The sequence below is a fragment of the Nonomuraea sp. NEAU-A123 genome, from assembly GCF_018603905.1.
Classification (GTDB): Bacteria; Actinomycetota; Actinomycetes; order Streptosporangiales; family Streptosporangiaceae; genus Nonomuraea.
Genome location: NZ_JAHFZZ010000034.1, coordinates 20,580 through 46,613 on the forward strand (window position 1 = coordinate 20,580; position 26,034 = coordinate 46,613).

Consider the following 26,034-nt stretch of genomic DNA (forward strand, 5'->3'; position numbering starts at 1 on the left):
ACTCCTCTATGTAACGGGCCGGGTCAGTGTCCTCGGCGGATCGATCCGCATCACAGCACCACCACAGAGCGGAGCACCGCGCCGTGGTGCATCTTGGCGAAGGCGTCCTCGACGTCGCCCAACCCGATGGTCTCGGTGACGAACGCGTCGAGGTCGAAGCGGCCCTGCAGATAGAGGGAGACCAGCATGGGGAAGTCGCGGCTCGGCAGGCAGTCGCCGTACCAGCTCGACTTCAGCGCGCCGCCGCGGCCGAAGACGTCGAGCAGCGGCAGCTCCAGCGTCATCTCCGGGGTGGGCACGCCCACGAGGACGGCGGTCCCGGCCAGGTCCCGGGCGTAGAACGCCTGCTTGAACGTCTCCGGCCGGCCCACGGCGTCGATCACGACGTCGGCGCCGAAGCCGCCGGTGAGCTCCCTGATCCGCTCGACCGGGTCGGCCTGCCCGGCGTTCACGGTGTGGGTCGCGCCGATGCCACGCGCCCAGTCGAGCTTCCTGTCGTCCACGTCGACGGCGATGATCGTCGTGGCGCCGGCCAGCCGCGCTCCGGCGATCGCCGCGTTGCCGACGCCGCCGCAGCCGATGACCGCGACCGAGTCGCCGCGGCTGACCGCGCCGGTGTTCACGGCGGCGCCCAGCCCGGCCATCACGCCGCAGCCGAGCAGCCCGGCGGCGGCCGGGGAGGCGGCCGGGTCGACCTTGGTGCACTGCCCCGCGGCCACCAGCGTCTTCTCGGTGAACGCGCCGATGCCGAGCGCGGGGCTGAGCGGCGTGCCGTCCGCCAGCGTCATCTTCTGGGTGGCGTTGTGGGTGGCGAAGCAGTACTGCGGGCGGCCCCTCAGGCAGGACCGGCAGGACCCGCACACCGCCCGCCAGTTGAGGATCACGAAATCGCCGGGCGCCACGTCGCTGACATCGGGGCCGACGGCCTCGACCACTCCGGCGGCCTCGTGGCCGAGCAGGAACGGGAAGTCGTCGTTGATGCCGCCCTCGCGGTAGTGCAGGTCGGTGTGGCAGACGCCGCAGGCCTGCACCTTGACCAGCGCCTCGCCGGGACCTGGGTCCGGCACGATGATCGTCTCCAGGCTGACCGGCTTGCCCTTGCCCATCGCGACCACGCCGCGTACTTCATGAGCCATGATTCACTCCTGTTTCAGCCGGTCTGGACCGGCGCGGTCTCCAAATGGCGGCGCCAGCGGGTGAACAGCCGGACCTGGTTGACACCCAGCACCGCCACGAGCCGGTCCCCCTGCCGGTAGGCGGCGAGGAAGCTGTGGTCGGCCGGGTCGCCCTCCTCCACGGTCACCGTGTCCGCGTCGCCGGCGTGCCCGATGAACTGGATCTTCACGTCGAACTGGTCGGACCAGAAGTAGGCCGGGCGCGCGGGCTCGGGGCGGGCGGTGCCGGCGGACAGCAGCGTTGCCGCCGCGACGGCGGCCCGCTGGCGGGCGCCGGTCCAGTGTTCGACCCGGTGGTGCCTGCCCCGCACCGGGTCGTACCAGGCCGCGCAGTCGCCGACCGCGACGATGCCCGGCGCGGAGGTGCCGCCGCCCTCGTCGCAGAGCACCCCGTCGCCCAGTTCGACACCGCTCCCGTGGAGCCAGCCGGTGCTGGGCACCGCGCCGATCCCGACGACCACGACATCGGCGGGCAGGTGCGTGCCGTCGGCCAGCCGTACGCCGTCGGCCCGGTCCGTTCCGGTCACCTCGGTGACGTAGGCGTGGCGTACCAGCCGGACGCCGCGCCGCTCGTGCAGGTCGGCGATGACGCGCCCCATCGTGGGGCCGACGACGGCGGCCAGCGGCGCCTCCCCCGATTCGACGAGGGTCACGTCGAGGCCGAGTTCGCGGGCGGTGGCGGCGACCTCGGCGCCGATGAAGCCGCCGCCGATCACCACCAGCCTCCTGGCGGTCGCCAGGTCGGCGCGCAGCGCGCGAGCGTCGTCGAGGGTGCGCAGCGTGTGCACCCCGCGCAACGCCTCCGTCCCCGGCAGCGTGCGCGCGGCCGCGCCGGTGGCGATCACGATGCCGTCCGCCACGAGCGACGTGCCGTCGCTCAGCGTGATCCGGCGGGCGGTCGCGTCCAGGCCGGTGGCGGCCACGCCCAGCCGCCAGTCGATGTCCTGCTGCTCACCGCCGCCCTCCAGCGCCAGGTCGGACTCGCCGATCACGCCCTTGAGGAAGTCCTTGGACAGGGGTGGCCGGTCGTAGGGCCGGTGCTCCTCGGCGCCGACGACGACGAGCCGCCCCCCGTAGCCCTGGCTGCGCAGGGCCCGCGCCGTCAGCAGCCCGGCCAGCGAGGCGCCGACCACGCAGACCGTCTTCACGCCTGCCCTTTCAGGGTGACGCCCGGCGGCAGGTTGGGCGGCGCGTCCGACGGCACGACGTGGATGACGTCGTTCTCGACGACGACCTGGTGGACGCGGACCGGCCGCTTCGCGGGAGGGGCGTCCACCTCGCCGGTGCGCAGGTTGAACCGGGAGGCGTGCAGCGGGCACTCGATCTCGCAGCCCTCCAGCCAGCCGTCGGCCAGCGAGGCATCTTGATGGGTGCACGTGTCGTCGATCGCCAGGATGTCGCCCTCGTCGGTGTGGAAGACCGCGATGGGCGGATCGACAACATCGAGACGGAGGGCCTCACCTCGCGGCAGTGACGCGAGAGGGCACACTGGGATCATTGTCACACCCCGGTTTCACAACGAGCAACGTCTAGCGCTATACGCAACAGATTGAGGGCGCGAAATGCGGATGTCAAGACTGTTTGCGATGACTTCCGACAGGGTTTCCGATTAGCCCGACGGCGGCCAGCCCCACCCAGGAACCGGCCCGCCGCCATGCCGCGCCGGTCGGCGGTCCGAGCACACGACGAAAGGCCGGTCCCGATACGGGACCGGCCGTCATCAGAGCGCTATGACGACGCGTTCAACGAACGGGTGAGCCAGTGACGGCGCGGCCGAGCGTGGTCCCCGCCAAGGCGGCGATATCCGGGTCGCCACCATCACCATTCCGCTACTTCTTGTCAGTCTGACAAAAAGCTAAGCTCCAGCACATGTCCGACACCTTGTGGGTACCACCGTCCGTCTTGCTTGCCGTTGATCTGGTGATCTTGACCTTGCGCGGGATACGCCTGAGCGTGCTGCTCGTCGAGCGCGGGATCGACCCCTACAAGGGCATGCTCGCGCTGCCCGGTGGGTTTCTGCGGCACGTGGAGGAGGACCTCGCCGCAGCCGCTCGGCGAGAGCTCGAGGAGGAGACCCGCCTCGATGTCACGACCCTCCGCCTGGAGCAACTCGGTGTCTACGGGGACCCGGCCCGGGACCCTCGCGGCCGGGTGGTGTCCGTGGCCTATTTGGCCATCGCGCCCAGCCTGCCGGAACCCGCCGCTGGCACGGATGCGTCCGACGCGGAATGGCACTCCGTCGACCGAGTGCTCTCTGGTGACACCAGCCTTGCCTTCGACCACCAGAAGATCGTCAAGGACGGCGTGGAATGCGCCCGCGTCAAGCTTGAACGCTCTGCCCTCGCGACGGCGTTCTGCGGACCGACCTTCACCATCACGCAGCTGCAGGACGTGTACGAGGCGGTTTGGGGGATGTCCCTGGACCCTCGGAACTTCTATCGCAAAGTCCAGAAGGTGGAGGGCTTCATTGTCCCGGCTGGGGCGGCTCGCAAGGCGGCTACCGGCAGGCCGGCCCGACTGTTCAAAGCGGGCCCGCGCACGATTCTCTCCCCGCCCATGGTTCGACCCGGTGAAACATCGAGCGCAGAGGAGCTGAAGAGTGAACAGACACCACGTGGTGATACTGACCGCGCTGGATCTCGAGTACCAAGCGATCCGGGAACTACTCGTTGAACCGGACGTGCATCGCCATCGGCACGGCACGCGATTCGAGGTCGGCGCCCTCAGGGATGGCCGTTGCACCCTGGCTCTGGCGCACGTGGGCACGGGCAACCAGTCGGCTGCGGTCCTGGCCGAGCGGGCGATCGCAGAGTTCAGCCCGGCGGCGCTGCTCTTCGTAGGAGTGGCGGGCGCACTCCATTCCCACATCAACCTGGGTGACGTGGTCGTGGCCACACGCGTATACGCCTATCACGGTGGGACGAGCGAGGACGGCGGACTCAAGAGTCGTCCTCGCAGTTGGGAAACCTCGCACGCGGCAGACCAGGTCGCCCGACACATCGCTCGCACCGGGGCCTGGACGGACGGCGGTCCGGCGCCCACCGTGCACTTCGGCGCCATCGCCGCCGGCGAGGTGGTGCTCAACTCCAGGACCTCAGGACATGCCCGGTGGATCAATCAGAACTACAACGACGCGTTCGCCGTCGAGATGGAAGGCGCTGGCGTAGCGCAGGCCGGCCATCTGAACGGCGCCTTGCCGGTGGTCGTCATCCGTGGAATCAGCGACAGGGCCGACGGAACCAAGGAGGTCACGGACCGAGCGCTGTGGCAACAGCGCGCCGTGGCCAACGCGGCCGCATTCGCGGCGGCGCTGGCCGAGGAGATCGCCGCTGAGGACAGGGACGGCAACTGGGCCGGGACACCGGCGAAGGCGAGGGGAGCAGAGATGGGGAGACAGCCGGTGACCTACAACATCGCCCGTGACAACGCGCAAGTAGGAGTGCAAGTCGGAGTGGTACACGGTGACGTCAGGAACGGCCCGGACGGCCGCCCGTCGACAGACCTGGCTGCAGCGCTCGCGCGATTCCGCGAGATGCTCCATTCCGCCCAGGCCGACGGCCGTCTGGACGGAGACGACTGCGAGGCGGCGAAGGCAGAGCTGGCCGTGGCGGACGAGGCCATGAGGTCAGCGGAACCCGAGAGCGCGAGCAAGGTCAAAGTGGCGCTCAAGAAGCTGCGGGGCCTGGTCAGCGACGTTGCCGAGTTGGCTACCGAGCTGGCGGCCATCATCGCCTTGACCAAGGGCACGTCATGACGCCCCAGGAAGCCGGCGGAGGGAATACCGCTGCCGAATCTTCGCACGTGGGTGTGCAGGCGGGAGTGGTTCACGGCGACGTCAACAACTACATGGCGCCTCCAGACGCGACGCCGGAGGAGAAGTTCGAGACGGGTATGCGACTCCTCGACAGCGGTGCGCGAGAGCGCGCCTGGCATCTCATCAACGATGCCGTCGTCGCCGGATACTCCACCAACCGGGTCTGCTTCTACTGGCTTCTCGCACTTCTGAGCGGGCGGACGCAGGACGAGCTGCCCGATGAGGAGATCGCCAGTCTGCGGGACTCCGCCCGTCGGCTCCCGCTCACCCAGGACGACTCCTGGGCGGAGGGTGTGCGGGTCATCCGCAGGCTGCTCGACTTCGATGAGGGGCCGGACACAGATGTCCCCGTCCTGATCATGGAGTTCGACAGGCTCAGGCCGATCCAGCGAGCTCTGATACTGCGCCACTTGGAGATGGTCCTGAAGGGCCAGCTCAAGGAGCAGATGTGGATGCGTTCCCTCGATCGCGCATGTGAGGGCCAACTGGCCGACGGCCGCAAGGATCGAGTCTGGAAGTTCTTTCAGCCCACGCCTGCCGGTCCTCGCGTACGGCAGGCGGATCCTCCCGCGATCGCGGTCGGTACCTGGGCGCAGGCGTTGACGGGGACGTTGCTGTGGCTCGCGGCCACGGCCTTCCTCGGCTATCTCCTCGCGCGAGGCGGCCTGCTCATCCCCCTGTTCGCCCTGCTCCTGGCCGGAGGCGTCGGCGGCTATCTCGCCGCGGGGAACGGCATCGAATGGCGCTTCCGCTCACAACGGCGCCGCGCCAAGGACGCGGAGCATGCAATGGGGCCGCCTCCCAAGACGACCGCGCCTCCTGGAGGCTTTGCCAGGAGTGTCGACCATCGATTCGACCACTACTTCGCCCTGTACGTACCGCACGGTATGGAGCGAGATGCCTGGTTCGCGCAGACCGCCGGCATCCGCAAGCGCCTGCGAGACGAGATCGTGGAGGCGTACCGGGAGAAACGAACCCCGGCCAAGACGATCAACTGGCTCATCCGGGACCGGGCCAGTCAGGTCAGAACCCGCTGGGCGAACGGCACGCTCTGGGACTACCGGGTGGAGCTGGCCACGCCCCCGCGCACCAAAGCGGCGGCCCTGCTCGGAGCGCTGCTCTACGTCGCCGCGGAGATCTGGGCCGAACGCGCGGTGCTGGGCATCGATCTGCTCGGCGCCATACTCACCACCCTCCTGATCGTCGCCGGTAGCTGGCTCGCCATACGTGCCTGGCCGGTGATCGCTCTGGAGTACCGCAGGTACACGGCTGACAAAGCGGAGGCACAGAACCGACTGGACGAGAGCGAGATCGCCTTCGCGCGCTGGAAGGAGCGCCTCTCCGACAGGCCTCAGGACCGGGAGATGGCCGAGTGGCTGGACCACGACCGACAGATGCTACTGAACGAGGCGTTGCAGCATTACCGGCTGTCCATGAGGAACGTCATCGCGCACGCGTTCCTCGAAGCGCCCGCAGGTTCCGCCGACAGGGCCCGCGTGCGGGGCGGTCCCTGGCGGTACAAGAGGTATCACCTCCTCGTCTTCGTCCTCACCAACGACGGTGTCCGGCAGCTTGCCGTAACCCTCGACTTCGCGAACGCCACGTTCCACGACCGCCACAGACTGAACTACCGCTTCGAAGCGGTTGCCTCCGTACGCGTGAGACACAGGGACGACGACGAACGCACCTTCGAGCTCACCCTCATGGACGGTCAGAAGATCGACGTCCAGATGCTGGAGGCGGCGACGGAGGAACTGCAGGAGGGCGAGGCTCCGGGAAGCGTCTCCACGGTGACCTTGGACGCGGCGGGGCTGCACCACACTCTGCACGTCCTGGAGGGGATCGCGGCGGAGGGACGGGCATGGCTGAGCCGGGACCGCCGTCGAGGCGATCCGCTTGCTGGAACGGAGAACACTCGGTCTCAAAGGTGACGCGATCAGAAGCACGCTCCTGCGGACCTCGCATGGGCCCGCGGGAGCGGGGGCTAAACGGTTCCGCCGTTGACGCAGGAGGAAAGTCCCCGTACGGCTGGTGAGCGTGCCGGTGAAGCGTTCGGTGCCGACGAAGTTCGCCGAGCCGTCGAGGCGGACGGCCTGGAGAAACTCCACGACGCCCATCACCGGACGGGCAACCCAGTAACCGCCCGCCCAATGATCAACCGCTGAATCTCGGAAGTCCCCTCGAAGATGGTGTAGATCTTGGGCGCCCCAAAGACCCACCTGCGGCTAATACCCTGAAAGCTGCGTTGACCTGGGCAGACTCTTGCCTTCGTTTGCCATCGTTTGTCATCGCTAGCCACCGTCGGGCAGAACTGGAACAGAACCAGACGAAGGGCAGCGACTGCCAGAAACGCCACGGCCCCAGATCACAGACAGTGATCCAGGGTCGTGGAGGTAGCCAGATCAGCCGACTTGCTCCGCATACAACGACTCCTCCCATGCGTTCACATCCACGACCTTGTAGCGGACATACCTGCCGATCCTCATGAAGCGCGGTCCACCGCCACGAGAGTTCCACTGGTACACCGTCGAGACGGGTACACCCACCCGGTCCGCCAGATCCTCTGGAGTCAGGTGCTTCTCCGCCACCGTTGTCCCTCCGCCAGTCGGCCGCCACCCTTGAGCATCAGCCGCATTTGTCATGCTTTCGCACTGGTTGCCATCCTGAGTATATGACGCGTCAGACGCGTCAGACGCTCCCTATCTCCCGATTGTTAATGCCCGACCTCACTGAGGAGGAGAATCACGGCGGCCGACAGCACCAGCGCACTTCCGCCGATCACGCCCCACGTAGCGACCACCAGCCCCCACACCGCGACGGCCGTCAGCACGATGCCGACCACGCCCGCCCCGTGCCGCTCCAGATCCTCGAGGGCCGCGCCGACCACCACGACAACGAGCGGCACCGTCACCGCCAAGCCCCCGCTGGCCACCTGCGCCAGCGGCGCGGCCGCCCAAACAACCGCCAGCCAGGCCGCCACCATCTCGACCCGGAACAGTGCCTTCATCAGGTCTCCAGAATCTCCTCAAGCAAGGCGTAAGCCTCTCCCCCGTCGTTGCCGACCAGCCACACCCGCCCGTCCTTCACGAGTCGCTTGAGCTGCGCGTGGATCTCGCTCGGCGGGGCCGTCACCCGCCGCTTGAGCACCAGGTGCAGCAGCTCCCCCAGCTCCAGCGCCAGGCCCTCCGCTTCGGCGAGCACATCGACAATCGCCGCCTTCACGTCGCCAGGCGTCGAACGCGGCTCCTCCGCAGCCGCGCGCTTGCCAGCGCGCGGCTCGCGCCCGTCCTTCTTCGCTTGGACGAACTCCTCGATCCAGCCCATCGTCAGGTCGTCGATCCGGCCCGCGGCCGGCTGTCGGGCGATGAGCTTCGGCTTCTCGGTGTACAGCCACCGCATCAGGGCGGCCCGCCGGTCGATCCCGGACAGGTAGGCCAGGCCCTGCGTCAACTTCCCGTTCTTGAACGTCGCCGGGAGCAGCGATGGGTCGTGCGGGAGCCCCATCTGGTAGGCCGCGCCGGGCGTCTGCGTCCGTAGCGCGCACGCGTTCTTACGGAGCTGCGCCCGCAGCGTCACCGACCCGCCCAACTCGGTCATGTTCGGGTCCTGGGCGACCAGAACGATCCCGCCGCCGCCCTTGCGCCAGGTCTTCGCGCCGGATGCAAGCAGGCCCACCGCCTTCTTGCCGTGCACGTCGTGGGTCAGCAACTCGGGCGCCTCCTCCAGGACGAAGAAGATGCCAGTCATGCCACCGGCATCGGGGTCGCCGGGCACGAGGTGCGTCTTGCCGCACCGCTCGTCGCCGTCCTCGTCGATCCACGGGATCCGCGCGAGGTGGTGAACGCGGCGGCGCATCACCCAGTGCCACAGCCCCAGCTCGTCCGCGCAGTCGTCCTCGCCGAGGGCACAGCGGTGGGTGTTGTCGTTCCAGTCCGGCATGGAGCCGCCCTGCGGGTCGAGCAGCACCGTCGCGAGCTTGTCGGACAGGTGGGCCAGGCCGAGCAGCGTCTCCACCGACCGGGACTTGCCCGCTTCGGAGTCGCCGACGATGATGCCGTGCCGCATGCCACCGGACTGGGTGAAGAACGCCCAGTGGGCCGGGGCGAGGTCGTAGAAGTAGCCGATGTGCGCGCGGCCGTCCTTGCCGATGCGGGGCTGGATGTCCTCGAACCGGCGCACCTCAGCCAGCGTGTCCCCCTTGAGCAGGGTGAACATCGCCCGGCTGTTGTCGCCGTACGACACCTCCTCCAGCACGGCAAGCTGCGTCGTCGTCTGGAACGCGGAGGCGACCTTTCCGGCCGCCTGCATGATGTCTTTGGTCTCCTTCTCGCCCGGCACCGCGTGGATCTCCGCGCGGTAACCGGCGTCGATCCGCTTCGGCGTCGTCAGCGTCATGCCGTCCAGCGCCTTGCCCTTGGTGGCAAGACGCTCGTGGAATCGGGCGATGATCCGTGCCACCTCGGGGTCGATCTCGACCTGCTCGACGGTGAACGGCGGCTCATCCTCGATCGTCTCCTTCCGGCCGGGCAGGGGCAGACGGCGGTGGCGCCGCCAGTGCAGCAACGCGAACGTCAGCCAGCCGGCCACGCCGACCTCGGCGGCCAGCCCCGTGGGGCCGACCGTCGAGGTGGAGATGAGCCAGGCTGCGCCGAACGCCGCGGCGGCGACGTTGCGGCCGCCCTGGACCGCCTTGCGAACCGGGACAACCACTGTGGCCGCCGCGATGAGGACGGCCACGGCCGGGTGCACCGGCAGCAGGTGGAGTCCCGCTGAAAGCGGTAGCGCAATTAACCAGCCGAACGGAGCCGCCATCACCATGCGGTACCGCTGACGGAACGCGACCTGCCGCACGGTACGGGCGACATCATCGGTCGGCTTCAGCTTGCGGACCTCGGACAATGGAAGCTCCTTTCGCGTGGATGATGCTGGACGTACGGCGGGGTCAGCCGCCCGCGTACGCCTCCTTGTCGGCCACGTTGTCTACGCCGCCGACTGCCGCGTGGGCCTCGGCCACGTTGGATTGGGCGGCGGCGAGGTCAGCGATGTTCTGGTGCTGAGCGGCGAGCTGGTTCACGGTCTCGTGCGCGGCCATCAGCGCCGTGATGAGCGCGCCGTGGCCCATGTTCTTCTGGAGGAGGCCGGCCATCTGGCCGTCGATGGCGGCGGCGACCTGAATCATGTCGGTGTTGGCGGTGTCGTGGTCGTGCTTGAGCTGGGCGAAGCTGGTGAATTCGGCGTTCACGGTGGTCCCTTCAGTGCTGTCGTAGCTGGTCAGGTCGGTGACGGGCTTGTTGGCGGGCTTCTCGTCGGCGGCGGCAGACAGCTCGGGCGTCTCCTCAGGCGGGTTCTCCTCGGTCTCTGGCGCTTCCTCCTCGGCCTCTTCGACCACCTCGGCTTCTTCGATCTCGCGGGTGGCCTGGTAGTCGCGGTATGCCTGGCGGGCACCCTCGACGGCTTGGCGACCGATGCGGACGGCCCCACCGAGAACCTTGAGTAGTCCGTACGTGCCGCCCGCGACCGCTGCGGTGGTGCCGCCGACGACCCCGAAGGCGAGGGACGTCCACCAGCGGAGGTTGCGCGGCCCCGGCGGGGCGCCGGACGCGGTCGGGCGGGTGAGGTACTTCTGGGCCTGGTCGTAGTGGGTGCGCGCGGCGGTGAAGCCTTTGCGGAACTCGATGTCGGCCTGCGCTGCGCCGGCCCGGAGCCCGCCCATGGTGGCGGCTCGGGCGTCAGGGCGCTTGACCAGCGCGGCGGTGATGACTCCGGACAGGGCCAGCAGCAGGATCATGGTGATCATTTGCGGCCTCCCTCGACGTTGGCCGTCATGGTGTCCTGCCACGCCTTCTTGGCGTCGCGGCCAAGGTCTGCGGTGTTGATGCCGAAGATCGTGATGGCGCTGACGACCAGCAGCGTGGGGATGGCGGGAGCGACGATCGCGGTGGCCCGGCCGACCGCGTTCTTCTTGCCCCATACGTCCGCGAGCCAGATGGCCACGCAGACGCCCAGCAGGATCGACGGGACGACGGGGTGCAGGCGGCCGGTGACCGTGCGGACGACGGCCTCGAAGAACGTGCCGATCAGGCCGAACCCGGCTACGAGCATCCACCAGGCGGTGAACTTCGGCGCGGTCTTCTTCCAGGTGAAGACGATGCCGAACGCCAGCATAAGGGCGGTCACGCCGCCGAGTCCGACGAGCAGGTTGTCCACGGTGAGGGGTCCTTTCAGGCGAAGAAGTGCAGGATGAGGTAGGCGATGATCGCGGCTGTGGTCAGCTCGGGGAGGAAGATCGTCATGGCGGGGATGTAGAACGCGGTGTAGAGCAGCGCGCGGGCCAGGAGCAGCACCCGCCATGCCCACAGCACGAGACCTGCGTCGCTCGGGAGCCACTGCGGCGACCACCGCTCACGGATGAACGTGATGGGCGAGGGCATGTAGGAGGGTCGCTCGCGGGCGATCCAGTCCGACAGCGGGCCCTGGAGGAACTCGACGAGCTGTTCCAGTCGCGGCGCGGCAGGCTTGGCGAGCGACTGGGGCTGGTCCTCGCGCAGGGGCACGACCGGGGCGACCTGCTCGTCCGCGTCGGAGGCGGCCTGGGGCTGCTCGGCGGCCTGGTCGGGCTGCTCGTCCTTCGGCTGCGGCTCGGCGGGATACGGGGAGCGGATGCTGCGCATGGTCACCTCCTCTGGCGGTTGACGTCGTCGCCGCTGCTCCGGAGCTCAGCGGCGTAGTGCGTGTAGAGCCGATCGCCCTCGGCCTCGTCGACGTTGTGCATGTCGGCGAGTTCGGCCGTGAGGTAGCGGATGGCCTCGTGGAACGCCTCCTTGGCAGTTGGCGCGCCCACGATGCTGGCGTGATAGCGGGCCTTGCGGGCCTTACGGCGGGTCGGCTTGGTGGGCACGTGACTCCTCCCGATCGTCACGGTCGGTTACGACTGGCGGGGCCGTGGTACGCTCTCGCGCACGTGCGCGCACGTACACCTGCGCGCGTCGAGTCGCGGCGCGGCGGCGGGCTCCGGCTCTGGTCGGTGGCGAACACCGCCTGACGACTGGTCACGGTCGGTCACGTCCGCATGAGGTTGGCGATCACGGCGTCCCAGTCGATCCGCGCCTCTCTGGTCGGCACCGGGGCGGGCCAGTCCTCGATCTCCAAGTGGACGGAGTACGGGTCGTCCGTCCGGTAGGTCAGCCACCCGTTGTGGAAGTCGTCGTTGGCGTCGTCCCACATCGGCACGTAGCAGGACCACTCGGTCGCCTGGTTCGTCTGGCTGGTCGTCATCAGTTCGCTCCCTCGCCGTCGTCAATCGGTGTGTCAGTGGCGTGTGCCACGTCGTTGTCAGTCGTGTCACGGGTCACCCCATCGGGCGTGTCACCGGCCGTGTCATCGGGCGTGTCACCCGTGTCACCAGCCGTGCCACCGCTTGTGCCATCAGCCGCGTCACGCTCGCCAAGTCCGGCCTTCTCGATGTAGCGGTAAGCCGTGCGGGGGCTCACCTTGTACTCGTCGAGCACCGCGTCACGCAGCTCCGCCACGGTCATGCCGGGCTTCCCCTTGGCGAGGTTGTGCAGCCACGTAATGCGCTGCTCAAGCTCTCTGTCAGTGGGTGGCGCGGCCGTGCCCTGACGCGTGCCATTCGGGCGGCGTGCCGCAGGCTTGACGGGGGGTGACACGGGCGTCGGTGACACAGTCGGTGTCACGCCATTGCCGCGTGACACGGTGCTGTTCTTCGTGCCATCGCCTGTGACACGCACATCACGCCAGCGCACGCCCGTCGTGCCATCCGTCGTGCCACTGGCCGTGCCAGTCGTCGTGCCAGTCGTCGTGTCACCGGTCGCGTCGCTCACCTCGGCTGGCACGGGAGCCGGGGAAGTGACACCCGTGCCAGCCTCGATCGCGCGCGGCTGCGTCACCGGAGCGAGCTCGCCGAGCTGGTACAGCGCCCGCTCGCGACGCGTCGCCTTCCACCGCCACAACCGGCCGTGCTCGTCCTGCAGGTCCGTCTTGGCCAGCACGCGGTCACGCTCACGGCCCAGGGCATCCGAGTAGGAGCGGATCTCCCACAGCACCATCCGCCGCCACAGAGCGAACGTCTTCAGCGGCGCGAGAATCCAGCGAGAGATGCGGATCTTGTCCATGCGCGTCGGGTTCGACAATCTGGCCCGCTTGCGGACGACGTGCGCGCCGACCTCGACCGCGACGACCCACAGCAGCGGCAGCGTGGCGTGGGCCACGACACCGAACAGGGTCTCCTCGGTGGCGACGTTCAGGTAGACCGTCGCGCCGGTCAGCGCCCACGGGATGAGCCGCAGCCACACGATCCTCATCTCCAGGCGGGCCAGCACGATGTCCAGCGCGGAGAACGCGAGGATGCCGAGGTCGATCCCGAGCGGGACGGTGAACGCCAACGCTCCGAAGGTGGGCGCCGCGGCGTCCATGACCTTCTTGAAGGAGTTGACGAAGCCGATCACTCCGAGGACGCCGACTGCGATGGTGACGGCGTTGATGGCGTTGTTCTCGGCCTGCGTCAGCTCGCGGGGCGTGGTCACGCTGCCATCCCGTCGTAGCCCTCGAAGTACGTGCCGATGCCGAGCTGGCGGCGCAGCGCGGGGTCGGTGCCGCCGATGACGCCGATCGGGTCGTACGGCAGGAGCCCTGCCCGCTCGACGCACGGGCCGGCCAGCCCGCTGAAGGGGCAGCCCGAGCAGCGCTTGCACGCCTCTTCGTAGGCGTCGGCGGTCTCCGCGATGGGGAACCAGTCGTCGGGGTCGGTGCCCGGCTGGCGGCACAGCGCCTTGGACGTGAGCAGGAGTTCGTCGAGCTCGCGCAGGCGGGCGGCGGCCTGGCGCTCGGGGTCGGATGTGACAGTGTGGCGGCGTGATGCCACGATGTGGCTGGACATCGGGTCTCGGTTCCTTTCACGAGGGGTGAGAGACCTGGTGATCTAGGGCCCCGCCTGGAAGTGGAGTTCCGGGTGTGGGCCCGCAAGGGCTTATAGTGGCGGCTTTCCGGTGGAGCGGAGGACGCTTTTTCGCACCCTGCTACGCTGTGTTTACCAGTAAACAACATCGCTTTAGTCATGGTGCATCACCTAACGATCACTGTCAAGCCCGCAGGTGAGACGCACCCTGCCGCCGCTCGTACTACGATCAACGCTAGCCCGAACAGCCCGACGAAGGAGCCCGCCCGTGCCCGTCGCGAGGTTTCCCGAGGTCCTAGCCGACCTCCGGACCAAGATCCTCGACGGCTCCTATCCGGCGGGCGAACCACTCCCCCACACCGAAGAACTGATGCGGGAGTACGGCATCAGCAGGCACGTCATCACCAACGCCATGCGGGAACTGAAAGAGGAAGGGCTGATCTGGCGCGTCGCCAACAAGGGCATGATCGTCCGAGGGCCGGCCGTCACCATAGAGATCGCCATGGCCATCGAGCGGCGCGACGAGCCCACCGCATGGGCCGCCGCCTGCCGCCGGGCCGGAACCACCGGCCACCTGACGGCGCACAGGACCCGCGACGAGGCTGCGGCCGAGGAAGTTGCCCAAGGTCTACATCTCGATCCTGACTCCCCCGTCGTCACTTGGGAACTACACGGCGACATCGACGGCCAGCTCGTGTGCCTCGACCAGACGTACGTATCCGAGGAGCGGCACGAAGCCGACGCGTTCGACGTGGAGCGGTCATCTGGCGTCGTGGAGCTGCGCACCCGCATCCGCTCGGCCAGCCCGAAAGAAGCGTCGAAATTCCGGGTCAGCCGCGGCAGCCCCCTGCTTGACATCACCCGTATCACCTACGGCGACACCGGCCAGCCTCTCCACCTGCTGCGCCGCCTTGTCAACCCGCAGCGGGTCCACATCACCGACCAGCGTCTGCCCATAACTTCGCCCTGATTCCCGAACGCTGGGACGAACCTCTATCAGAGCCCATGGCGATCTGCCAGGAACCGTTCGTGTGACTCAAAGGCTCAACATCTTGCCACAAATCGTACTTTAACTAATAAACCTCGCAAATACGCCCATTGGGCACATGTTTCAGATTTTCGCAAACTCCCAATCCCGGCCAGGTAGCATGCGCGCGTGAGCAGTAATCCGCAGCCCCCTCAAGAAAAGGGGAGCAGCCTCGCAATCAAAGCCGCCTGGATAACCGTTGCGGGAGGCATCGTCGCCGCACTATTAGGTGGAGCCGCCACACTAGGCGGAGCACAGATTCAGTCGGGAGCAGAAAATCCTGGCAGATCAGCCACCCTAGGACCGACCACATCTACTAACAATCACAGCACCCAGCCAAGCAATAGGGACTCATATTTATCGCCATCAACCCCTTCGCCATCGGAGAGTCCGGCGGATAAACCAGCCACCTCTCAAGCGCTTCCCCCCACAATGGTAAGAGATCTTGTCTCCATCGACCAAGAAACGGGGGACACGTGGGAAATAACGAAAGGCGATATAGACGGAAAGTCCTACCCCGACTCCCTCTGGTCGTCGACTTGCTCCATCATTCAGACGAGCCAGCAAACCTACATTATCCGCAAAGGCTACAAGAAGTTCAAGGCAAAAGTCGGCATAGACGACTCTTCAGAGAGAGCGTCTCCAGTGTATTTCAGCGTTATAGCAGACGGCGGCACCATCTACCATCGCAAGGTTTACCCAGGAGCCCCCGCATCGATCGACGTATCGATTTCCGACACCGTCAGACTCATATTGTCAATTGAAATTGACGACTATGATTCCAACTGTAACAAGACTTATGCAATTTGGGCTGATGCGCGCCTAGAAAAATGATCCTGGGATTGGGGATGCTAACTGACAATCGACATATAAACCGGCCCCGCCAATTAGCCCTCTTCCTTCTTCCCCATCCAGGTGAACAGGGTCGCGTGGCGCCCACCTTCGGACCGCATCTTAGAGGTCTCGATTTACTCGCAGGCGTCAACGATCGCCCGGATCTCCGCAGCCTCCCCCGGCCGCCCAAGCACTTCGTCACCTAGCTCGACCGCGCGGATCCGCCGTTCAGCGCATGCGCCAGCCACTCCAAAGACCCCGTGCGCTGCACTTCCTCCGCAAGACGTTTGCCCGTCTCGGTGGCCAGGGCCGCAACCGAAGTGTCGATCCACGACTGCATGTTCTGATGGCCCTGATCCCGATACTCGATGGCCTGCATCAGGCAGTCGAGCTTGTCGGCGTCACGGGCGCACACCGCTTCCAGGCTCGTCTTGGTTTCATACTCATCCACTGCCCCTTTGATTACGTCGGCGACAGCGCTGGGGACGTTGCGGACCTGGTCGGCTGTGACTTGCTCGTTGGGCGCCACCTGGAGGTACCGCTTTCCGAGATAGGGAATATCCGTGGTTCGCGTCTCCTGGGTGTCGTGGAACAGGCTCAAGAACGCCGCCCGCTGAGGATCTGCGCCTTCCATCGCGGCGAGGACTGCTGCGATGATCGCCGTGCGGAACGAATGCTCCGCGATGCTCTCCGGTTCACGGACACCAGCGACGAGCCAGCCTGTGCGCTTGTAGCGCTTGAGCAGGCCAATCTCGTAGAGCAGGCCCGTCAGCCCTGCCAGATCCTCCACGTAGGAACCCCTTCAACCTCGATCGATCATGCGCAGAGCGTAAACCACGGTCTCAAGCTCACGCCGGGACTGGTCTGATACTGCCGGGTAATCCAGCGCTTGACGAGCGTTTTCGATCACTTGCTTCGCTGCCGAGGGGTCGAGCACACCAGGGCGAAGCATGATCAGCGCCCATAGGGTGTGGGTCACCACCTCCATGTAGGGGTTTAGCGGATCCAGCCTGTTCATCAGATGCCGAAAGAGCTTGGTACCCCGCCAGGCTTCGGAGCCAAGATTGATCATGAACAGGTCCGTTGCCTGAGGCTCGGCTGCTTCTCCAAGCCAGTAGGCCCAGTAGTTGAGGTTGGCCATCTCACAGACTTCGTCCGACAGTCGCGTGCTGATGAACTCCTGCAGGCCCTCCCGGTCACCCAGCCTTGCCAGCGAGTGAGCACCTGAGCGGACTACAGCCCACGAAGGGGTCCATTCACTGGTGCGCCGGAGCCTGCGTATCTCGGATCGCTGCATGCTAGCCAGCCATTCACCCGTATCTGGCGTGTCGTCGAAGCTCGCCACGTAGTACGCCTGCCGCCGCAGTAGAGCACTCCGAGGCTGATCATCCTTTGCGCTCTCGGCAGCGATCTTCAAATGCTCGAAGAAGTGTGCTCGTTCACCGGTCTCCAAAGCAGGTGAAGCGGCCGCAGGGCCTCGCCGTCGCATATCGCCGGCCAGATGGCGGAGCGTCGAAGGCGCGCATGCCGTCAAAGGCCATGACGCGAATTCGGTGAACGTACGGTTGATCACCCAGGAGGCCAGCGGGTGCTCGTCCGCCACGTCCTCGGTTGGCCTGTTCAGGACATACCCGATGAACTGGTCCGCTTCGAGCGCGGTATCGAGCTGTCGCACGAGCTGGGGCTGGGCTCCAAGCTGAATGAGGGTCTGGCGCAGAGCGAAGTAGGTCGCCATGGGGATTGCCATCAGCGGCCGACGCCCCGACTCCCACCCCTGCACTGTGGTGACGTCGATGCGGAGCCGCTCCGCGAACCGCTCCTGGGTGAGCCCAACCGACTGGCGGATGATCTTCAACGTGTGTCCCGAAATGCGGCCCTCAGACGAGCGCTCGGCGTAACCCTGACCATCAGTCAGGGTTCGCTTCCCGCGGGAAGCCATGGTGGTGATCACCGCCGTTGCTACTCGTACTCAGGGTCAGTACCTCAACGCATGCGCCTTGCCTAGCGTGGCTTTCAGCGAGCCCAGCGTAACTCTCATCAACGCTTGGGTGGCGGAATCGTTCAGGCGGGAGACGGAAATGCGACCAGGTGGGCTCGGCTATTACGCCCAGCGCCCCGCAAGGGGCGCGGCATGACGACCGAAACGGACACCAGTCTGAGCGACGAGACGGCCCAATTCCTGGCCGCGCAGTTGCAGGAGTCGTGGGGCGGCCGCCGGCAGGTGATGTGGAAGCCCAGGGGCCCTCGGCCTACATCATGCCGGCGAACCCCGAGGACAACCATGCTGCTGGCCAGCGAGATCGACGCGGAAGTCGACAAATGGGCGATACCTATCGCCGAGGAACTCCAGCGACGTGCAGGCGGCTGGTGGCTGGTGATGTGGAGCTTGGGCAACCGCTGCTTTGTCGCCATATACCTGGGCTTCTGGCAGGAAGGGGGACTGGTCGTCGAGGCAGAAGCCCCAGACACGCTGTGGGCACGGATGGCGCCTCACATTCCTATCGAAGTCCTACTTCGCGCCCCCGGGATGCCCGGCTGGGCTGCGAGACCCACGCCGGTCGCCGACACCCTGACTGCGGCCTGAGCCCTCAGCGCCGCGCGGCCGCCGGATGGGGAAGGCGGACGCACCCACCCTCGTGCACCATCCGCTTTCCCCCACAAGTTCCTAACCAGCGCCATCCCGCACCGATGATCACTGGAAGGGCTCGCCCTCATGGACTGGACCCCACCCGCTACGGGTGGCGCACGCGGCAGGACAGCGCTCCTGCTTGCCGATGACCTGTTCTTCACGATGTGGGACACCACGCACGCGGGTCTGCCCTACCTGCACCCGTCACGGGCGACACTGGGTCTAGCGGGCGCCCTGATCGGCGAGCTGGTGCTGCGCGACCGGCTCACCGTCGAAGGCGAGCATCTGCGCGTCATCGATACGCGGCGAGTCCACGAGAACGTGGCCGATGGCGCGCTCGCCTCCATCATGGCCTCGCCGCGACACACCGCCGTCCGCACATGGCTCGAATATCTGGCGAAAAACGCTGTCAAGAATGTGACCGGGCGGCTGATCGCCGCCCGACTCCTGACGCGCGAGAAGCCCACCCTTCTCGGCCGTGAGCGCTTTCGCTACACCCAGTTCACGAAAGCCATGTGGCCGTCCACCCGGCTGCGACTGGACTTGGACGAGCGCGCACCGATGACCGTGCAGGACATGCTCTTGGCCGCGCTAGTGGACGCATGCGACCTGATGCGCGTGGTGATCGAGGATCCCGCCGACCGGCCAGCCGCCGCGGCGTATCTGACCGCTCTGCTGAAAGAGCGGATGCCGCAGCCGCTGAAGGACCTGGTCGGCGGCGTACGCGCTGTGGTCGGCGATTCCGTTCTGACCTACCGCTGATCTCTTCAAGAGAGGACCTGATGCGCACCACCCCCTCCACCAGCCACTCCAGCAGGCATGATCCGATCGCTGGCGCGTTAGCCGCCGACCGGCTCAACGCCCGCGCGATCATCTTCTTCACCATGAGTGCGGCCGCGCCGCTCACCGTGGTGGCCGGTTTGGTCCCGACCGCTTACGCCGTCACGGGGAGCACGGTCTTGCCGGCCGCGTTCCTGATCATGGGCGTCGTGCTGGCGGCGTTCTCCACCGGCTATGTGGCGATGGCCCGGCACATGCCCAGCGCTGGCGCGCTCTACACCTACATCAGCCGGGGGCTCGGCCGACCGGCAGGCGTGGGCGCGGCGTGGGTGGCGTTGATCGCCTACAACTGCATGCAGACGGGCTTGTACGGCGCGGTCGGCTCGGCGCTGACACCGATGCTGTACCGCTGGTTCGGTATCTCTCCGCCGTGGTGGCTGATCGCCCTGGCCGCCTGGGCGCTGGTGGCGGTCCTGGGGGTGATGCGCGTTGGCGTCAACTCCCGGGTGCTGGCCATCCTGCTCGTGGCCGAGGTGACGGCGATCCTCGTCCTGGACGTCACCGATCTGTTCCACCCGGCCGCCGATATGGCGGTGGAGATGCTGTCTCCCGCCGTCGCGTTGACCAGTCCCGGGCTGGGTCCGAGCCTCATGATCGCCGCCGTGGGGTTTGTCGGGTTCGAGTCGGCGGCCACCTTTTCGGAGGAGAGCCGCGAGCCCGGCCGCACGGTGCCTCGGGCCACGTACGCGACCGTGGCGATCATCGCCGGGCTGTATGCCCTGTCGGCGTGGGCGATGGCGGTGGCCATCGGACCCGGCGCCATCGTGGAGACGGCGCGCAGAGACGGGGCGCGTACGATCTTCGTGCTGGCCGCGGGGCACTGGAGCAGCCTCATGGTCGACATCGTGCAGGTGCTGTTCGTTACCGGTTTGGTGGCCGCGAAGGTCGCCTTCCATGGTGCGACCGCGCGATATGCGTTTGCGCTCGGCCGCGAGCGGCTGCTGCCCGCGGCCTTCGGCCGGACCCGGCCGCGCAGCGGGGCGCCCCTGGTCGGCTCCATCGCGCAGAGCGTGCTCGGCCTGGCCGTGATCGTCACCTACGCCGTCGCGGGCCTGGACCCGCTGGTGGACTTGTTTTACTTCGTCGGGACCGCCGGTGGATTCGGCGTGCTGCTGCTGATCTTCGTCACGTCCATCGCCGTCATTTACTACTTCGCCCGCCACGCCCACGGGCAGGATCTCCGGCAACGCCTCATCAGGCTGACACCCGCCGCGATGGCCGCAGGCGCCCTAGCCACCATCATGTGGCTGATCTCGAGCAACTTCGCGGCCCTGCTCGGCGTCCCGCAAGATCACTGGCTCGTCACCTTCGTGCCCCAGCTATATGTGACCGTCGCGGCGCTCGGCGTCCAGTACGGGGTCTTCCTGCGCTGGCTCCAGCCCAATATGTACGCCCGGATCGGGATGGGCGCCAAGGCCGCCCTCCCCAGCACACCCCTCAACTAGAGACTGGAGACCTTCCATGCCCCCGATCATCCGCCAGGGCGTCGTAAGCGACATTGGGCCGGCCGCCGACCTGATCGCCACCGCCTTCAACTCGCTGGATGCGGCGCGCTACCTGGTGCCGGACCCGGACGACGAAGGCCGCCGCCACCCAGTCATGGCCAGCCACTTTCGGCTCATCCTGGAGGACGCCCTGACGAAGGGCGTGATCGATGTCATCGACGATGGCCGCATCGGTGATGACATCGATGTGCGGCTCGACCTTGGCCCCGTTCCTGCCGGGGTCGCGGTCTGGTTCGACCTCACCGACGGGCCGCTGCCGCAACTGGAGGACTACGACGACCGCCTGGCCGATGCCACCGGAGAACACGTTGACCGCTTCCGTGTGTTGGACGATCTGTTCGCCAAGCATCATCCAGCCGCGCCACACTACTACCTGGCGCTACTCGCGGTACATCCGGGCTACCAGTGTCACGGGCTGGGCGGCGCCCTGGTGAACCACCATCTCACGCGGCGGCCTGACGCGGCCGTCTACCTCGAAGCGAGCAGCCTGCGTAGCGCGATGCTGTACGGGCGGCTCGGTTGGAGGCATCAGGGCGACCCGTTCCGGCTGCCAAATGGGGCGTTGTTCTACCCCATGTGGCTCTCCGCGCGAACCGATGACGAGGCGCTGCGGTAGACGTCGGCGCCTGCCGCGGCGGCGTGCGCGTACCCGCCGATCATACCTGAGGCTCGGGCAGGACCCCCCTCCGCCCCGCTCTGGCCACCCGATTCACGAGGACGTTCGGGATGGACCACATCATGCTCATCGTCCTGGGCTGGCGCCTACAACGCCCCGGAGAGCAGGACCAGCTTGACCAAGAGCGGTCCGGATACGTTGACCACGAGCCGGAACGACGACCTTCCCCCGCTGTGGGCTTGCGGGCCCCCGCGCAAGCCCACAGCACCGCCCCGGCCGAGCTGGGCTGGGGCGACCGGCCGTGAGACGGCGTCCCTCTCCGCGCCGTCTCACGGCCACCCACATTCCATCGGCACGGCCCGCCACTCAAGCACGTGAGACCACATAACCCCCGGCAGTAAACGCTGCGGCTTGACGCAACCCGGCAGCGGTACCCACCCGAGCAGCCCAGCCCCTTCTCCCTCCTATCCTCTGAAGGCTCGATGACTACCTCCCCTCAGCGCCCTCTGCGGTTCGGCATCTACTACGACGGTGGCTGGTTCACCCAGCTATGGCGGCACATGGCCGGGCACTCCCCGTGGAAAGCCGGCCTGAATTTCGGCGGCGTACATGACCTGATGCGTTGGCACCTGCACCGCCAGTACAACCACCCGCTGGCCAGCGTCGTCCTGGCAGAGACGCATTACGTTCTGGGCCGCCTTCCTGAGAAGGCAGACGCGCAAACGGACGACAGCGGATGGGTCGGAACCCCCTGGGGATCCTCACCGATGTGGGACCGCATCCTTAAGGAGGAGGGGATCGTCCGGCACGACACCGCCATGACCGCCACCAGTAAAGCCGGCAAGTCCCACGCTCAGATAGGCACCGACGTCAAGCTAGCCCTGGTCACGCACATCACCGCGACCAGCGCCAAGCTGGACATCGTCGTTCTCATCGCCCCGTACGCTCACTTCGTTCCGCTCGTCTGGCATCTGCATCAGGCCGGAATCCAAGTCGTCGTCCCCAGCATCTACGAGCGGTACTCCACCGACACAGGCCACCGTGTTGAGCTCATCACCGAGCCTGCCTTGATACAAGCCGCTGACCACACACCCACATGGACCGACCTGATCACCGCCGGTCTGCAAAATGACTATCGACTCACCTATCCGTTCGTCGCAAAAGCTGGCGGCGGCCCCAACATCGGAACTGCACGACCCGAACTGGGATTCCGATACGGCACCGTCAACCGCTGGGATTCGGGCTCCCATTTCGGATTCATCACCGAAAACGACGGAACGCGCTGGTTTGTCAAGGTTGGCGAGGTCAAGGGTGGCTTCCCGCTACGCAAGGGGCAACCCGTCCAATTCCGCGGTGAGCCGTATCCCGCCCCCGGCAGGGACTACCCCCGTGTCCGCATCTGCTGGGCTTATGACGTGGACGCATGAGAGCCGCTCACGACATGGCGGCCGACCAGCTCATCCTGCCCTCCAGCCAACACCGGACAACTCTCGGCACGCTTAGGACCCAGCGATGTTCCCCCCTCCCGCGCCCGATGGCGGCTTCTACGGGCTGCTCCCAAACCTCGAGAACGCCGAACTACGCCCGGTCTGGAGGCGGTTAGGGCGGCTGATCCGGGCACTGCTGCCACGCCCGCCGAAAGCGTCACCGCTGGGGAGAGCCCGGCCCTGCACGTCCATTCGGAGACTGAAGTGATCAAAAACGGGATCTCGGCGTTCGTCCACGAACGCCGTTGCAATGACACGCACGCAGCCGAGCCCTACAGCGGGCTGGCCGACGACTACCACACGCTGCTCGGCGACTTGGCCGAACACACCTGGCGCGTCGGCGTCCTGCCCGAAGCCGCGCAGATCCGGCCGCGCCGGTCCGCGGTGGTCGTCGATCTCGGGGCCGGGACCGGTATCGGCGGACGGCTGCTCGCCACTCACATGCCGTCGCTCACACGCATCGGCGTGGACCGGTCCCCGGCGATGCTCGCCCTGGCCACCAACGCCTACGATCGCACACTGCTCGCCCCCATCGAGGCTCTGCCGCTGGGCGAGGAGTCGGCCGACCTGATGCTGTCCGGCTTCGACACCCTCAACTACCTGCCCATCCCCGTGCTGGGCCAATGCCTGCGCGAGGTCTGGCGCTGCCTGCGACCTGGCGGCTGGCTGATCGCCGACTTGTCCTCTCCTCACCTGCTGCGCCGCCACTGGCGCGACCACAGCGAGGTGCAGGAACTCAGAGACGGCACCGTGCACTGGCATCACCGCTACGAACCCGCGATGGACCGGTGCGTCAGCGTCGTCGAACGCAGAGACGCCGCCAACACGACCTGCTGGACAGAAACCCACATCCAGTACGCGGTGGACGCCGACCAGCTACAAGAGCTGGCCGCCGCGGCAGGCATGCATGTGGAACGTGTCCGCGACCTGGAGCGCGACCACTACAGCCCCTCCGCGTTCACCCACGTGTGGACGCTGCAGAAGAAGGCGAGGTAGGCATGTCGCACCTGGCCACCGTGTCCCGCGCGTTGCGCCACCGCTTCGGCGCCGACGTACGCCCGATCACCCTGGCAACCCTGAACCGTGTGGACCTCCTGCCGACCTATCTGCAGGCCGGTGCCGACGTGCATGGCAGCCATAGCCTGTTCTACTGGCTGCGTGCCCGTGGCCGCGGGCACGTCGTGAGCCGCGACAACGCTGCGATGGGCCTGGCCTGGCGCGACGACGTGAAACAGCTAATCGCCATCCGCCCGGTCGGCCCTCTTGAAGCCGTGATGCGACTCCTCGACGCGGCTGCCCAGTCGGTCAACGACCGGGCGGGGCCACCTCTGGTCGTCCGATACTGCTCACCAGCCGTCGCCGAGCACCTCCGCGACCAGGGGTGGACGGAGATGAGCAGTCCCTGGCACGCCGACGCGCCGGCCGACGACGAAACACACCCCGAAGTGATCGTCACCGCTCCTGCCGTCGAGATGCCCGGCGGCCGCAAGTACAAGCCGCTGCGGGAGGCCGTGTTCCTGCACGCCCCTCACTGTCAATACACCGCCCGGCCCGCACCGCTCGGCATCGGCGAGACCACGCTCATCCACGCCGAAGCGGCGCGAGCCGACGACTACGATCAGCACGAGCTCGGGTTCAACGACGCCGTCGCGGCCAGCCTGGCGTCCCACCACCACGATGGGCTCACCTACCACTATCTGACCCGCCGAGATCGGCTGGCCGCCTTCGCGATCACCGCCGACATCACCGGCATCGCCCACGGCTACTATCTGGCAGCCCGTAGCGAACCTCGGCTGGTCACCTACTTCCTGTGGCTGATCTATCTTCAGCAGCGCCGCGCCGGCGCCTCAGCGCTGAACCTTGGCGGTTCGGAAATCCGGTCGCTGTTCGAGTTCAAGACGCGCACCTTCCCGGACCACATACAGCAGCGCACCTGCCTGCTGCAAAGTCCCCACGCCCCCACTGACAGGTGAACATGACCATCAACTTCGTCATCCACAACGCCGACGTCGTGCTCCGCGAACGCACCTGTACCACCATGCTCACCCCGCAGGAAGAGAACGTGTTCGTCGACCAAGGCGTAGTCGTCCCTGCCAACCGCATGCCCGACGACACGATCGACCTGCTGCGTGATGCGATCGACCTCCAGGTGGCCGAACACTTCCCCTCCGCCGAGGACAGAACCTACGACGCGGAGTTCTCCGGCCAGTACGTCCGGGACCCGCACAAGCAGGACCCGCAGATCGCCATGATCCCGTTGCTGTCCTTCGGCCTGGCCGACACTGTCCGCTGTCTGCTCGGCCCTCGGATCGTGCTGCGTAACTCGAACGTGCGCGTCACCCACCCACGCACCGGGGATGGGACCGTGTGGCACACCGACTATCGGCCCCACACCTCACCAGCGTCACGGCTGGCATCAGCGCCGACCGTGATCACCTGCCTGATCTACCTCGACGCGGCGGACGAGCAGACAGGGCCGCTGCTGGTGGTGCCGGGCAGTCACAACCGTCTCGACCAGCCGCCGGCCACCGACGACCCCCTCGACGACCAGGTCATGATCCAGGTTCAGCCTGGCCAAGTCGTGCTGATGAACGCCGCCATGTGGCACCGCGGCGGCGCCAACCACAGCGAGCGGACCACGCGCCGCCTGCTCACTCTGCAACTGTCGTCAATCTTCATGCCAGAGTTCAACTTCGAACCCAGCCTCCCCTCAGCCGCCTACCAGCGGCTACTCGAACAGGCTCGATCGAGCGAGGACGAGCCGTTGCTGGAACTGCTCGGCCACGGCGGGCTCAATCCGACCAGCGCCCGCTACTGACCACGCCGCAGGAGGACAGATGATCCTTTACCGCGTGGCCGTCACCGTTGACCCTCGCCATCTGGAGCGCGCTCGCCGCATGTTCGCCGCGTTGGCCGAAGCAAGCCGTCGAATCCCCGGAGTCATCAACTTCGACATCCTGCAAGACCCCGACGACCCGCACCGGTTCGTGTCGATCGAGGTCTACGCCGATGAGGATGCTGTGGACCGCCAGGGCAAGCTGCCCCAGCTCCACGCGGTGATGGCGGCGTTCCCCACAGTGCTGAGCGCCGGACCCGAGGGAAGAAAGTTCGTCGTGTCAGACAGTGAGCCGTGGCCGTCATGACGATCTGCCCGCATGGCAGCGCCATGACCACGGAGTGTGAAAGCCTGGCT

At 67.0% G+C, this 26,034-nt stretch carries 30 protein-coding genes and 1 pseudogene; 16 read left to right on the top strand and 15 right to left on the bottom strand.

What is annotated here, in order from left to right:
• Positions 1–50: 50 nt before the first annotated feature.
• From KLK06_RS53660 to KLK06_RS53670, 3 genes are read right to left on the bottom strand one after another with little or no spacing between them, the layout of a single operon-like run.
• The gene (locus KLK06_RS53660) at positions 51–1,136 is read right to left on the bottom strand and encodes an S-(hydroxymethyl)mycothiol dehydrogenase (protein WP_214643615.1); all 1,086 of its coding nucleotides are present in this window, start codon (positions 1,134–1,136) and stop codon (positions 51–53) included.
• Between the two features lie 14 nt (positions 1,137–1,150).
• Positions 1,151–2,323 carry an FAD-dependent oxidoreductase gene (locus KLK06_RS53665; RefSeq protein WP_214643616.1) on the bottom strand — a complete coding sequence of 391 codons (1,173 nt, stop codon included), beginning with the start codon at positions 2,321–2,323 and terminating at the stop codon, positions 1,151–1,153.
• On the bottom strand, positions 2,320–2,673 hold the full coding sequence (locus KLK06_RS53670; protein ID WP_214643617.1) for a bifunctional 3-phenylpropionate/cinnamic acid dioxygenase ferredoxin subunit: 354 nt from the start codon (positions 2,671–2,673) through the stop codon (positions 2,320–2,322). Before KLK06_RS53670 ends, KLK06_RS53665 begins: the two co-directional genes overlap by 4 nt.
• Before the next feature lie 371 nt (positions 2,674–3,044).
• Here KLK06_RS53670 and KLK06_RS63385 point away from each other — a divergent pair.
• The 4 genes and pseudogenes from KLK06_RS63385 to KLK06_RS53685 form a co-directional block, all read left to right on the top strand.
• A pseudogene (locus KLK06_RS63385) lies at positions 3,045–3,410 on the top strand (NUDIX domain-containing protein); the annotation flags it as partial.
• Between the two features lie 69 nt (positions 3,411–3,479).
• Positions 3,480–3,848, top strand: a complete 369-nt coding sequence (locus KLK06_RS63390; protein WP_374197205.1) for a hypothetical protein — start codon at positions 3,480–3,482, stop codon at positions 3,846–3,848.
• On the top strand, positions 3,775–4,929 hold the full coding sequence (locus tag KLK06_RS53680; protein WP_214643619.1) for a 5'-methylthioadenosine/S-adenosylhomocysteine nucleosidase: 1,155 nt from the start codon (positions 3,775–3,777) through the stop codon (positions 4,927–4,929). Before KLK06_RS63390 ends, KLK06_RS53680 begins: the two co-directional genes overlap by 74 nt.
• Positions 4,930–4,976: 47 nt before the next feature.
• The gene (locus KLK06_RS53685; RefSeq protein WP_214643620.1) at positions 4,977–6,920 is read left to right on the top strand and encodes a hypothetical protein; all 1,944 of its coding nucleotides are present in this window, start codon (positions 4,977–4,979) and stop codon (positions 6,918–6,920) included.
• Positions 6,921–7,391: 471 nt separating this feature from the next.
• On the opposite strand, the gene KLK06_RS62825 is transcribed toward KLK06_RS53685, so the two are convergent.
• The 10 genes from KLK06_RS62825 to KLK06_RS53735 all read right to left on the bottom strand — a co-directional run bounded on the left by KLK06_RS62825 (position 7,392) and on the right by KLK06_RS53735 (position 13,885).
• On the bottom strand, positions 7,392–7,631 hold the full coding sequence (locus tag KLK06_RS62825; protein ID WP_308168909.1) for a helix-turn-helix domain-containing protein: 240 nt from the start codon (positions 7,629–7,631) through the stop codon (positions 7,392–7,394).
• A gap of 71 nt (positions 7,632–7,702) precedes the next feature.
• The gene (locus KLK06_RS53695) at positions 7,703–7,996 is read right to left on the bottom strand and encodes a hypothetical protein (RefSeq protein ID WP_214643622.1); all 294 of its coding nucleotides are present in this window, start codon (positions 7,994–7,996) and stop codon (positions 7,703–7,705) included.
• Entirely contained in the window at positions 7,996–9,888 is a 1,893-nt protein-coding gene (locus KLK06_RS53700) for a hypothetical protein (RefSeq protein ID WP_214643623.1), read from the bottom strand. The genes KLK06_RS53695 and KLK06_RS53700 overlap by 1 nt, the downstream gene beginning before the upstream one ends.
• Positions 9,889–9,931: 43 nt before the next feature.
• Positions 9,932–10,786: a hypothetical protein gene (locus KLK06_RS53705; protein ID WP_214643624.1), complete on the bottom strand. Its 855-nt coding sequence runs from the start codon at positions 10,784–10,786 to the stop codon at positions 9,932–9,934.
• On the bottom strand, positions 10,783–11,196 hold the full coding sequence (locus KLK06_RS53710; RefSeq protein WP_214643625.1) for a hypothetical protein: 414 nt from the start codon (positions 11,194–11,196) through the stop codon (positions 10,783–10,785). Before KLK06_RS53710 ends, KLK06_RS53705 begins: the two co-directional genes overlap by 4 nt.
• Before the next feature lie 14 nt (positions 11,197–11,210).
• Positions 11,211–11,660: a hypothetical protein gene (locus KLK06_RS53715; RefSeq protein ID WP_214643626.1), complete on the bottom strand. Its 450-nt coding sequence runs from the start codon at positions 11,658–11,660 to the stop codon at positions 11,211–11,213.
• 2 nt (positions 11,661–11,662) lie between these two features.
• Positions 11,663–11,887 (bottom strand): hypothetical protein, encoded by a 225-nt coding sequence (locus KLK06_RS53720; RefSeq protein WP_214643627.1) that lies wholly within the window; start codon positions 11,885–11,887, stop codon positions 11,663–11,665.
• Between the two features lie 161 nt (positions 11,888–12,048).
• Positions 12,049–12,264: a hypothetical protein gene (locus KLK06_RS53725; protein WP_214643628.1), complete on the bottom strand. Its 216-nt coding sequence runs from the start codon at positions 12,262–12,264 to the stop codon at positions 12,049–12,051.
• Complete coding sequence (locus KLK06_RS53730) at positions 12,264–13,532, bottom strand: DUF2637 domain-containing protein (RefSeq protein ID WP_214643629.1); 1,269 nt, start codon at positions 13,530–13,532, stop codon at positions 12,264–12,266. The genes KLK06_RS53725 and KLK06_RS53730 overlap by 1 nt, the downstream gene beginning before the upstream one ends.
• Complete coding sequence (locus KLK06_RS53735; protein WP_214643630.1) at positions 13,529–13,885, bottom strand: WhiB family transcriptional regulator; 357 nt, start codon at positions 13,883–13,885, stop codon at positions 13,529–13,531. Before KLK06_RS53735 ends, KLK06_RS53730 begins: the two co-directional genes overlap by 4 nt.
• Positions 13,886–14,171: 286 nt before the next feature.
• Here KLK06_RS53735 and KLK06_RS53740 point away from each other — a divergent pair, with 286 nt between their 5' ends.
• Both KLK06_RS53740 and KLK06_RS62830 read left to right on the top strand, forming a co-directional pair.
• Positions 14,172–14,873 (top strand): GntR family transcriptional regulator, encoded by a 702-nt coding sequence (locus KLK06_RS53740; RefSeq protein ID WP_214643631.1) that lies wholly within the window; start codon positions 14,172–14,174, stop codon positions 14,871–14,873.
• 186 nt (positions 14,874–15,059) lie between these two features.
• Positions 15,060–15,764 (top strand): NPCBM/NEW2 domain-containing protein, encoded by a 705-nt coding sequence (locus tag KLK06_RS62830; RefSeq protein ID WP_214643632.1) that lies wholly within the window; start codon positions 15,060–15,062, stop codon positions 15,762–15,764.
• 202 nt (positions 15,765–15,966) lie between these two features.
• Here KLK06_RS62830 and KLK06_RS53750 read toward each other — a convergent pair whose 3' ends face one another.
• The gene (locus tag KLK06_RS53750; RefSeq protein WP_214643633.1) at positions 15,967–16,554 is read right to left on the bottom strand and encodes an HD family hydrolase; all 588 of its coding nucleotides are present in this window, start codon (positions 16,552–16,554) and stop codon (positions 15,967–15,969) included.
• 12 nt (positions 16,555–16,566) lie between these two features.
• The gene (locus KLK06_RS53755; RefSeq protein ID WP_308168911.1) at positions 16,567–17,715 is read right to left on the bottom strand and encodes a helix-turn-helix domain-containing protein; all 1,149 of its coding nucleotides are present in this window, start codon (positions 17,713–17,715) and stop codon (positions 16,567–16,569) included.
• A 180-nt stretch (positions 17,716–17,895) separates the two neighbouring features.
• On the opposite strand from KLK06_RS53755, the gene KLK06_RS53760 reads away from it, so the two are divergent.
• The 10 genes from KLK06_RS53760 (at position 17,896) to KLK06_RS53805 (ending at position 25,984) form a co-directional block, all read left to right on the top strand.
• Positions 17,896–18,348 (top strand): hypothetical protein, encoded by a 453-nt coding sequence (locus KLK06_RS53760; protein WP_214643634.1) that lies wholly within the window; start codon positions 17,896–17,898, stop codon positions 18,346–18,348.
• A gap of 129 nt (positions 18,349–18,477) precedes the next feature.
• Entirely contained in the window at positions 18,478–19,155 is a 678-nt protein-coding gene (locus KLK06_RS53765; protein WP_214643635.1) for a GPP34 family phosphoprotein, read from the top strand.
• Positions 19,156–19,175: 20 nt separating this feature from the next.
• Positions 19,176–20,678 carry an APC family permease gene (locus KLK06_RS53770; protein WP_214643636.1) on the top strand — a complete coding sequence of 501 codons (1,503 nt, stop codon included), beginning with the start codon at positions 19,176–19,178 and terminating at the stop codon, positions 20,676–20,678.
• A gap of 16 nt (positions 20,679–20,694) precedes the next feature.
• Complete coding sequence (locus KLK06_RS53775; RefSeq protein WP_214643637.1) at positions 20,695–21,354, top strand: GNAT family N-acetyltransferase; 660 nt, start codon at positions 20,695–20,697, stop codon at positions 21,352–21,354.
• A gap of 110 nt (positions 21,355–21,464) precedes the next feature.
• On the top strand, positions 21,465–21,659 hold the full coding sequence (locus KLK06_RS53780) for a hypothetical protein (RefSeq protein ID WP_214643638.1): 195 nt from the start codon (positions 21,465–21,467) through the stop codon (positions 21,657–21,659).
• A gap of 177 nt (positions 21,660–21,836) precedes the next feature.
• Entirely contained in the window at positions 21,837–22,781 is a 945-nt protein-coding gene (locus KLK06_RS53785; RefSeq protein WP_214643639.1) for a hypothetical protein, read from the top strand.
• A 264-nt stretch (positions 22,782–23,045) separates the two neighbouring features.
• Positions 23,046–23,837, top strand: coding sequence for a class I SAM-dependent methyltransferase (locus KLK06_RS53790; RefSeq protein WP_214643640.1), 792 nt, complete (start codon positions 23,046–23,048; stop codon positions 23,835–23,837).
• Positions 23,838–23,839: 2 nt separating this feature from the next.
• Positions 23,840–24,814, top strand: coding sequence for a hypothetical protein (locus KLK06_RS53795; RefSeq protein ID WP_214643641.1), 975 nt, complete (start codon positions 23,840–23,842; stop codon positions 24,812–24,814).
• A 2-nt stretch (positions 24,815–24,816) separates the two neighbouring features.
• Positions 24,817–25,659, top strand: coding sequence for a phytanoyl-CoA dioxygenase family protein (locus KLK06_RS53800; protein WP_214643642.1), 843 nt, complete (start codon positions 24,817–24,819; stop codon positions 25,657–25,659).
• 19 nt (positions 25,660–25,678) lie between these two features.
• A complete protein-coding gene (locus KLK06_RS53805) occupies positions 25,679–25,984 on the top strand; it encodes a putative quinol monooxygenase (protein WP_284735402.1) in 306 nt (101 codons plus the stop codon).
• Positions 25,985–26,034: the final 50 nt, after the last annotated feature.

Excerpts from the sequence above, each read along its gene's own strand:
- KLK06_RS53795 (WP_214643641.1), top strand. The coding sequence starts at position 23,840 with ATGTCGCACCTGGCCACCGTGTCCCGCGCGTTGCGCCACCGCTTCGGC.
- KLK06_RS53695 (WP_214643622.1), bottom strand. The coding sequence starts at position 7,996 with ATGAAGGCACTGTTCCGGGTCGAGATGGTGGCGGCCTGGCTGGCGGTT.
- KLK06_RS53780 (WP_214643638.1), top strand. The coding sequence starts at position 21,465 with ATGGACCACATCATGCTCATCGTCCTGGGCTGGCGCCTACAACGCCCC.
- KLK06_RS53660 (WP_214643615.1), bottom strand. The coding sequence starts at position 1,136 with ATGGCTCATGAAGTACGCGGCGTGGTCGCGATGGGCAAGGGCAAGCCG.
- KLK06_RS53670 (WP_214643617.1), bottom strand. The coding sequence starts at position 2,673 with ATGATCCCAGTGTGCCCTCTCGCGTCACTGCCGCGAGGTGAGGCCCTC.
- KLK06_RS53785 (WP_214643639.1), top strand. The coding sequence starts at position 21,837 with ATGACTACCTCCCCTCAGCGCCCTCTGCGGTTCGGCATCTACTACGAC.
- KLK06_RS62825 (WP_308168909.1), bottom strand. The coding sequence starts at position 7,631 with ATGACAAATGCGGCTGATGCTCAAGGGTGGCGGCCGACTGGCGGAGGG.
- KLK06_RS53735 (WP_214643630.1), bottom strand. The coding sequence starts at position 13,885 with ATGTCCAGCCACATCGTGGCATCACGCCGCCACACTGTCACATCCGAC.
- KLK06_RS53775 (WP_214643637.1), top strand. The coding sequence starts at position 20,695 with ATGCCCCCGATCATCCGCCAGGGCGTCGTAAGCGACATTGGGCCGGCC.
- KLK06_RS53705 (WP_214643624.1), bottom strand. The coding sequence starts at position 10,786 with ATGATCACCATGATCCTGCTGCTGGCCCTGTCCGGAGTCATCACCGCC.
- KLK06_RS53725 (WP_214643628.1), bottom strand. The coding sequence starts at position 12,264 with ATGACGACCAGCCAGACGAACCAGGCGACCGAGTGGTCCTGCTACGTG.
- KLK06_RS53805 (WP_284735402.1), top strand. The coding sequence starts at position 25,679 with ATGATCCTTTACCGCGTGGCCGTCACCGTTGACCCTCGCCATCTGGAG.
- KLK06_RS53770 (WP_214643636.1), top strand. The coding sequence starts at position 19,176 with ATGCGCACCACCCCCTCCACCAGCCACTCCAGCAGGCATGATCCGATC.
- KLK06_RS53760 (WP_214643634.1), top strand. The coding sequence starts at position 17,896 with ATGACGACCGAAACGGACACCAGTCTGAGCGACGAGACGGCCCAATTC.
- KLK06_RS53800 (WP_214643642.1), top strand. The coding sequence starts at position 24,817 with ATGACCATCAACTTCGTCATCCACAACGCCGACGTCGTGCTCCGCGAA.
- KLK06_RS53765 (WP_214643635.1), top strand. The coding sequence starts at position 18,478 with ATGGACTGGACCCCACCCGCTACGGGTGGCGCACGCGGCAGGACAGCG.
- KLK06_RS53715 (WP_214643626.1), bottom strand. The coding sequence starts at position 11,660 with ATGCGCAGCATCCGCTCCCCGTATCCCGCCGAGCCGCAGCCGAAGGAC.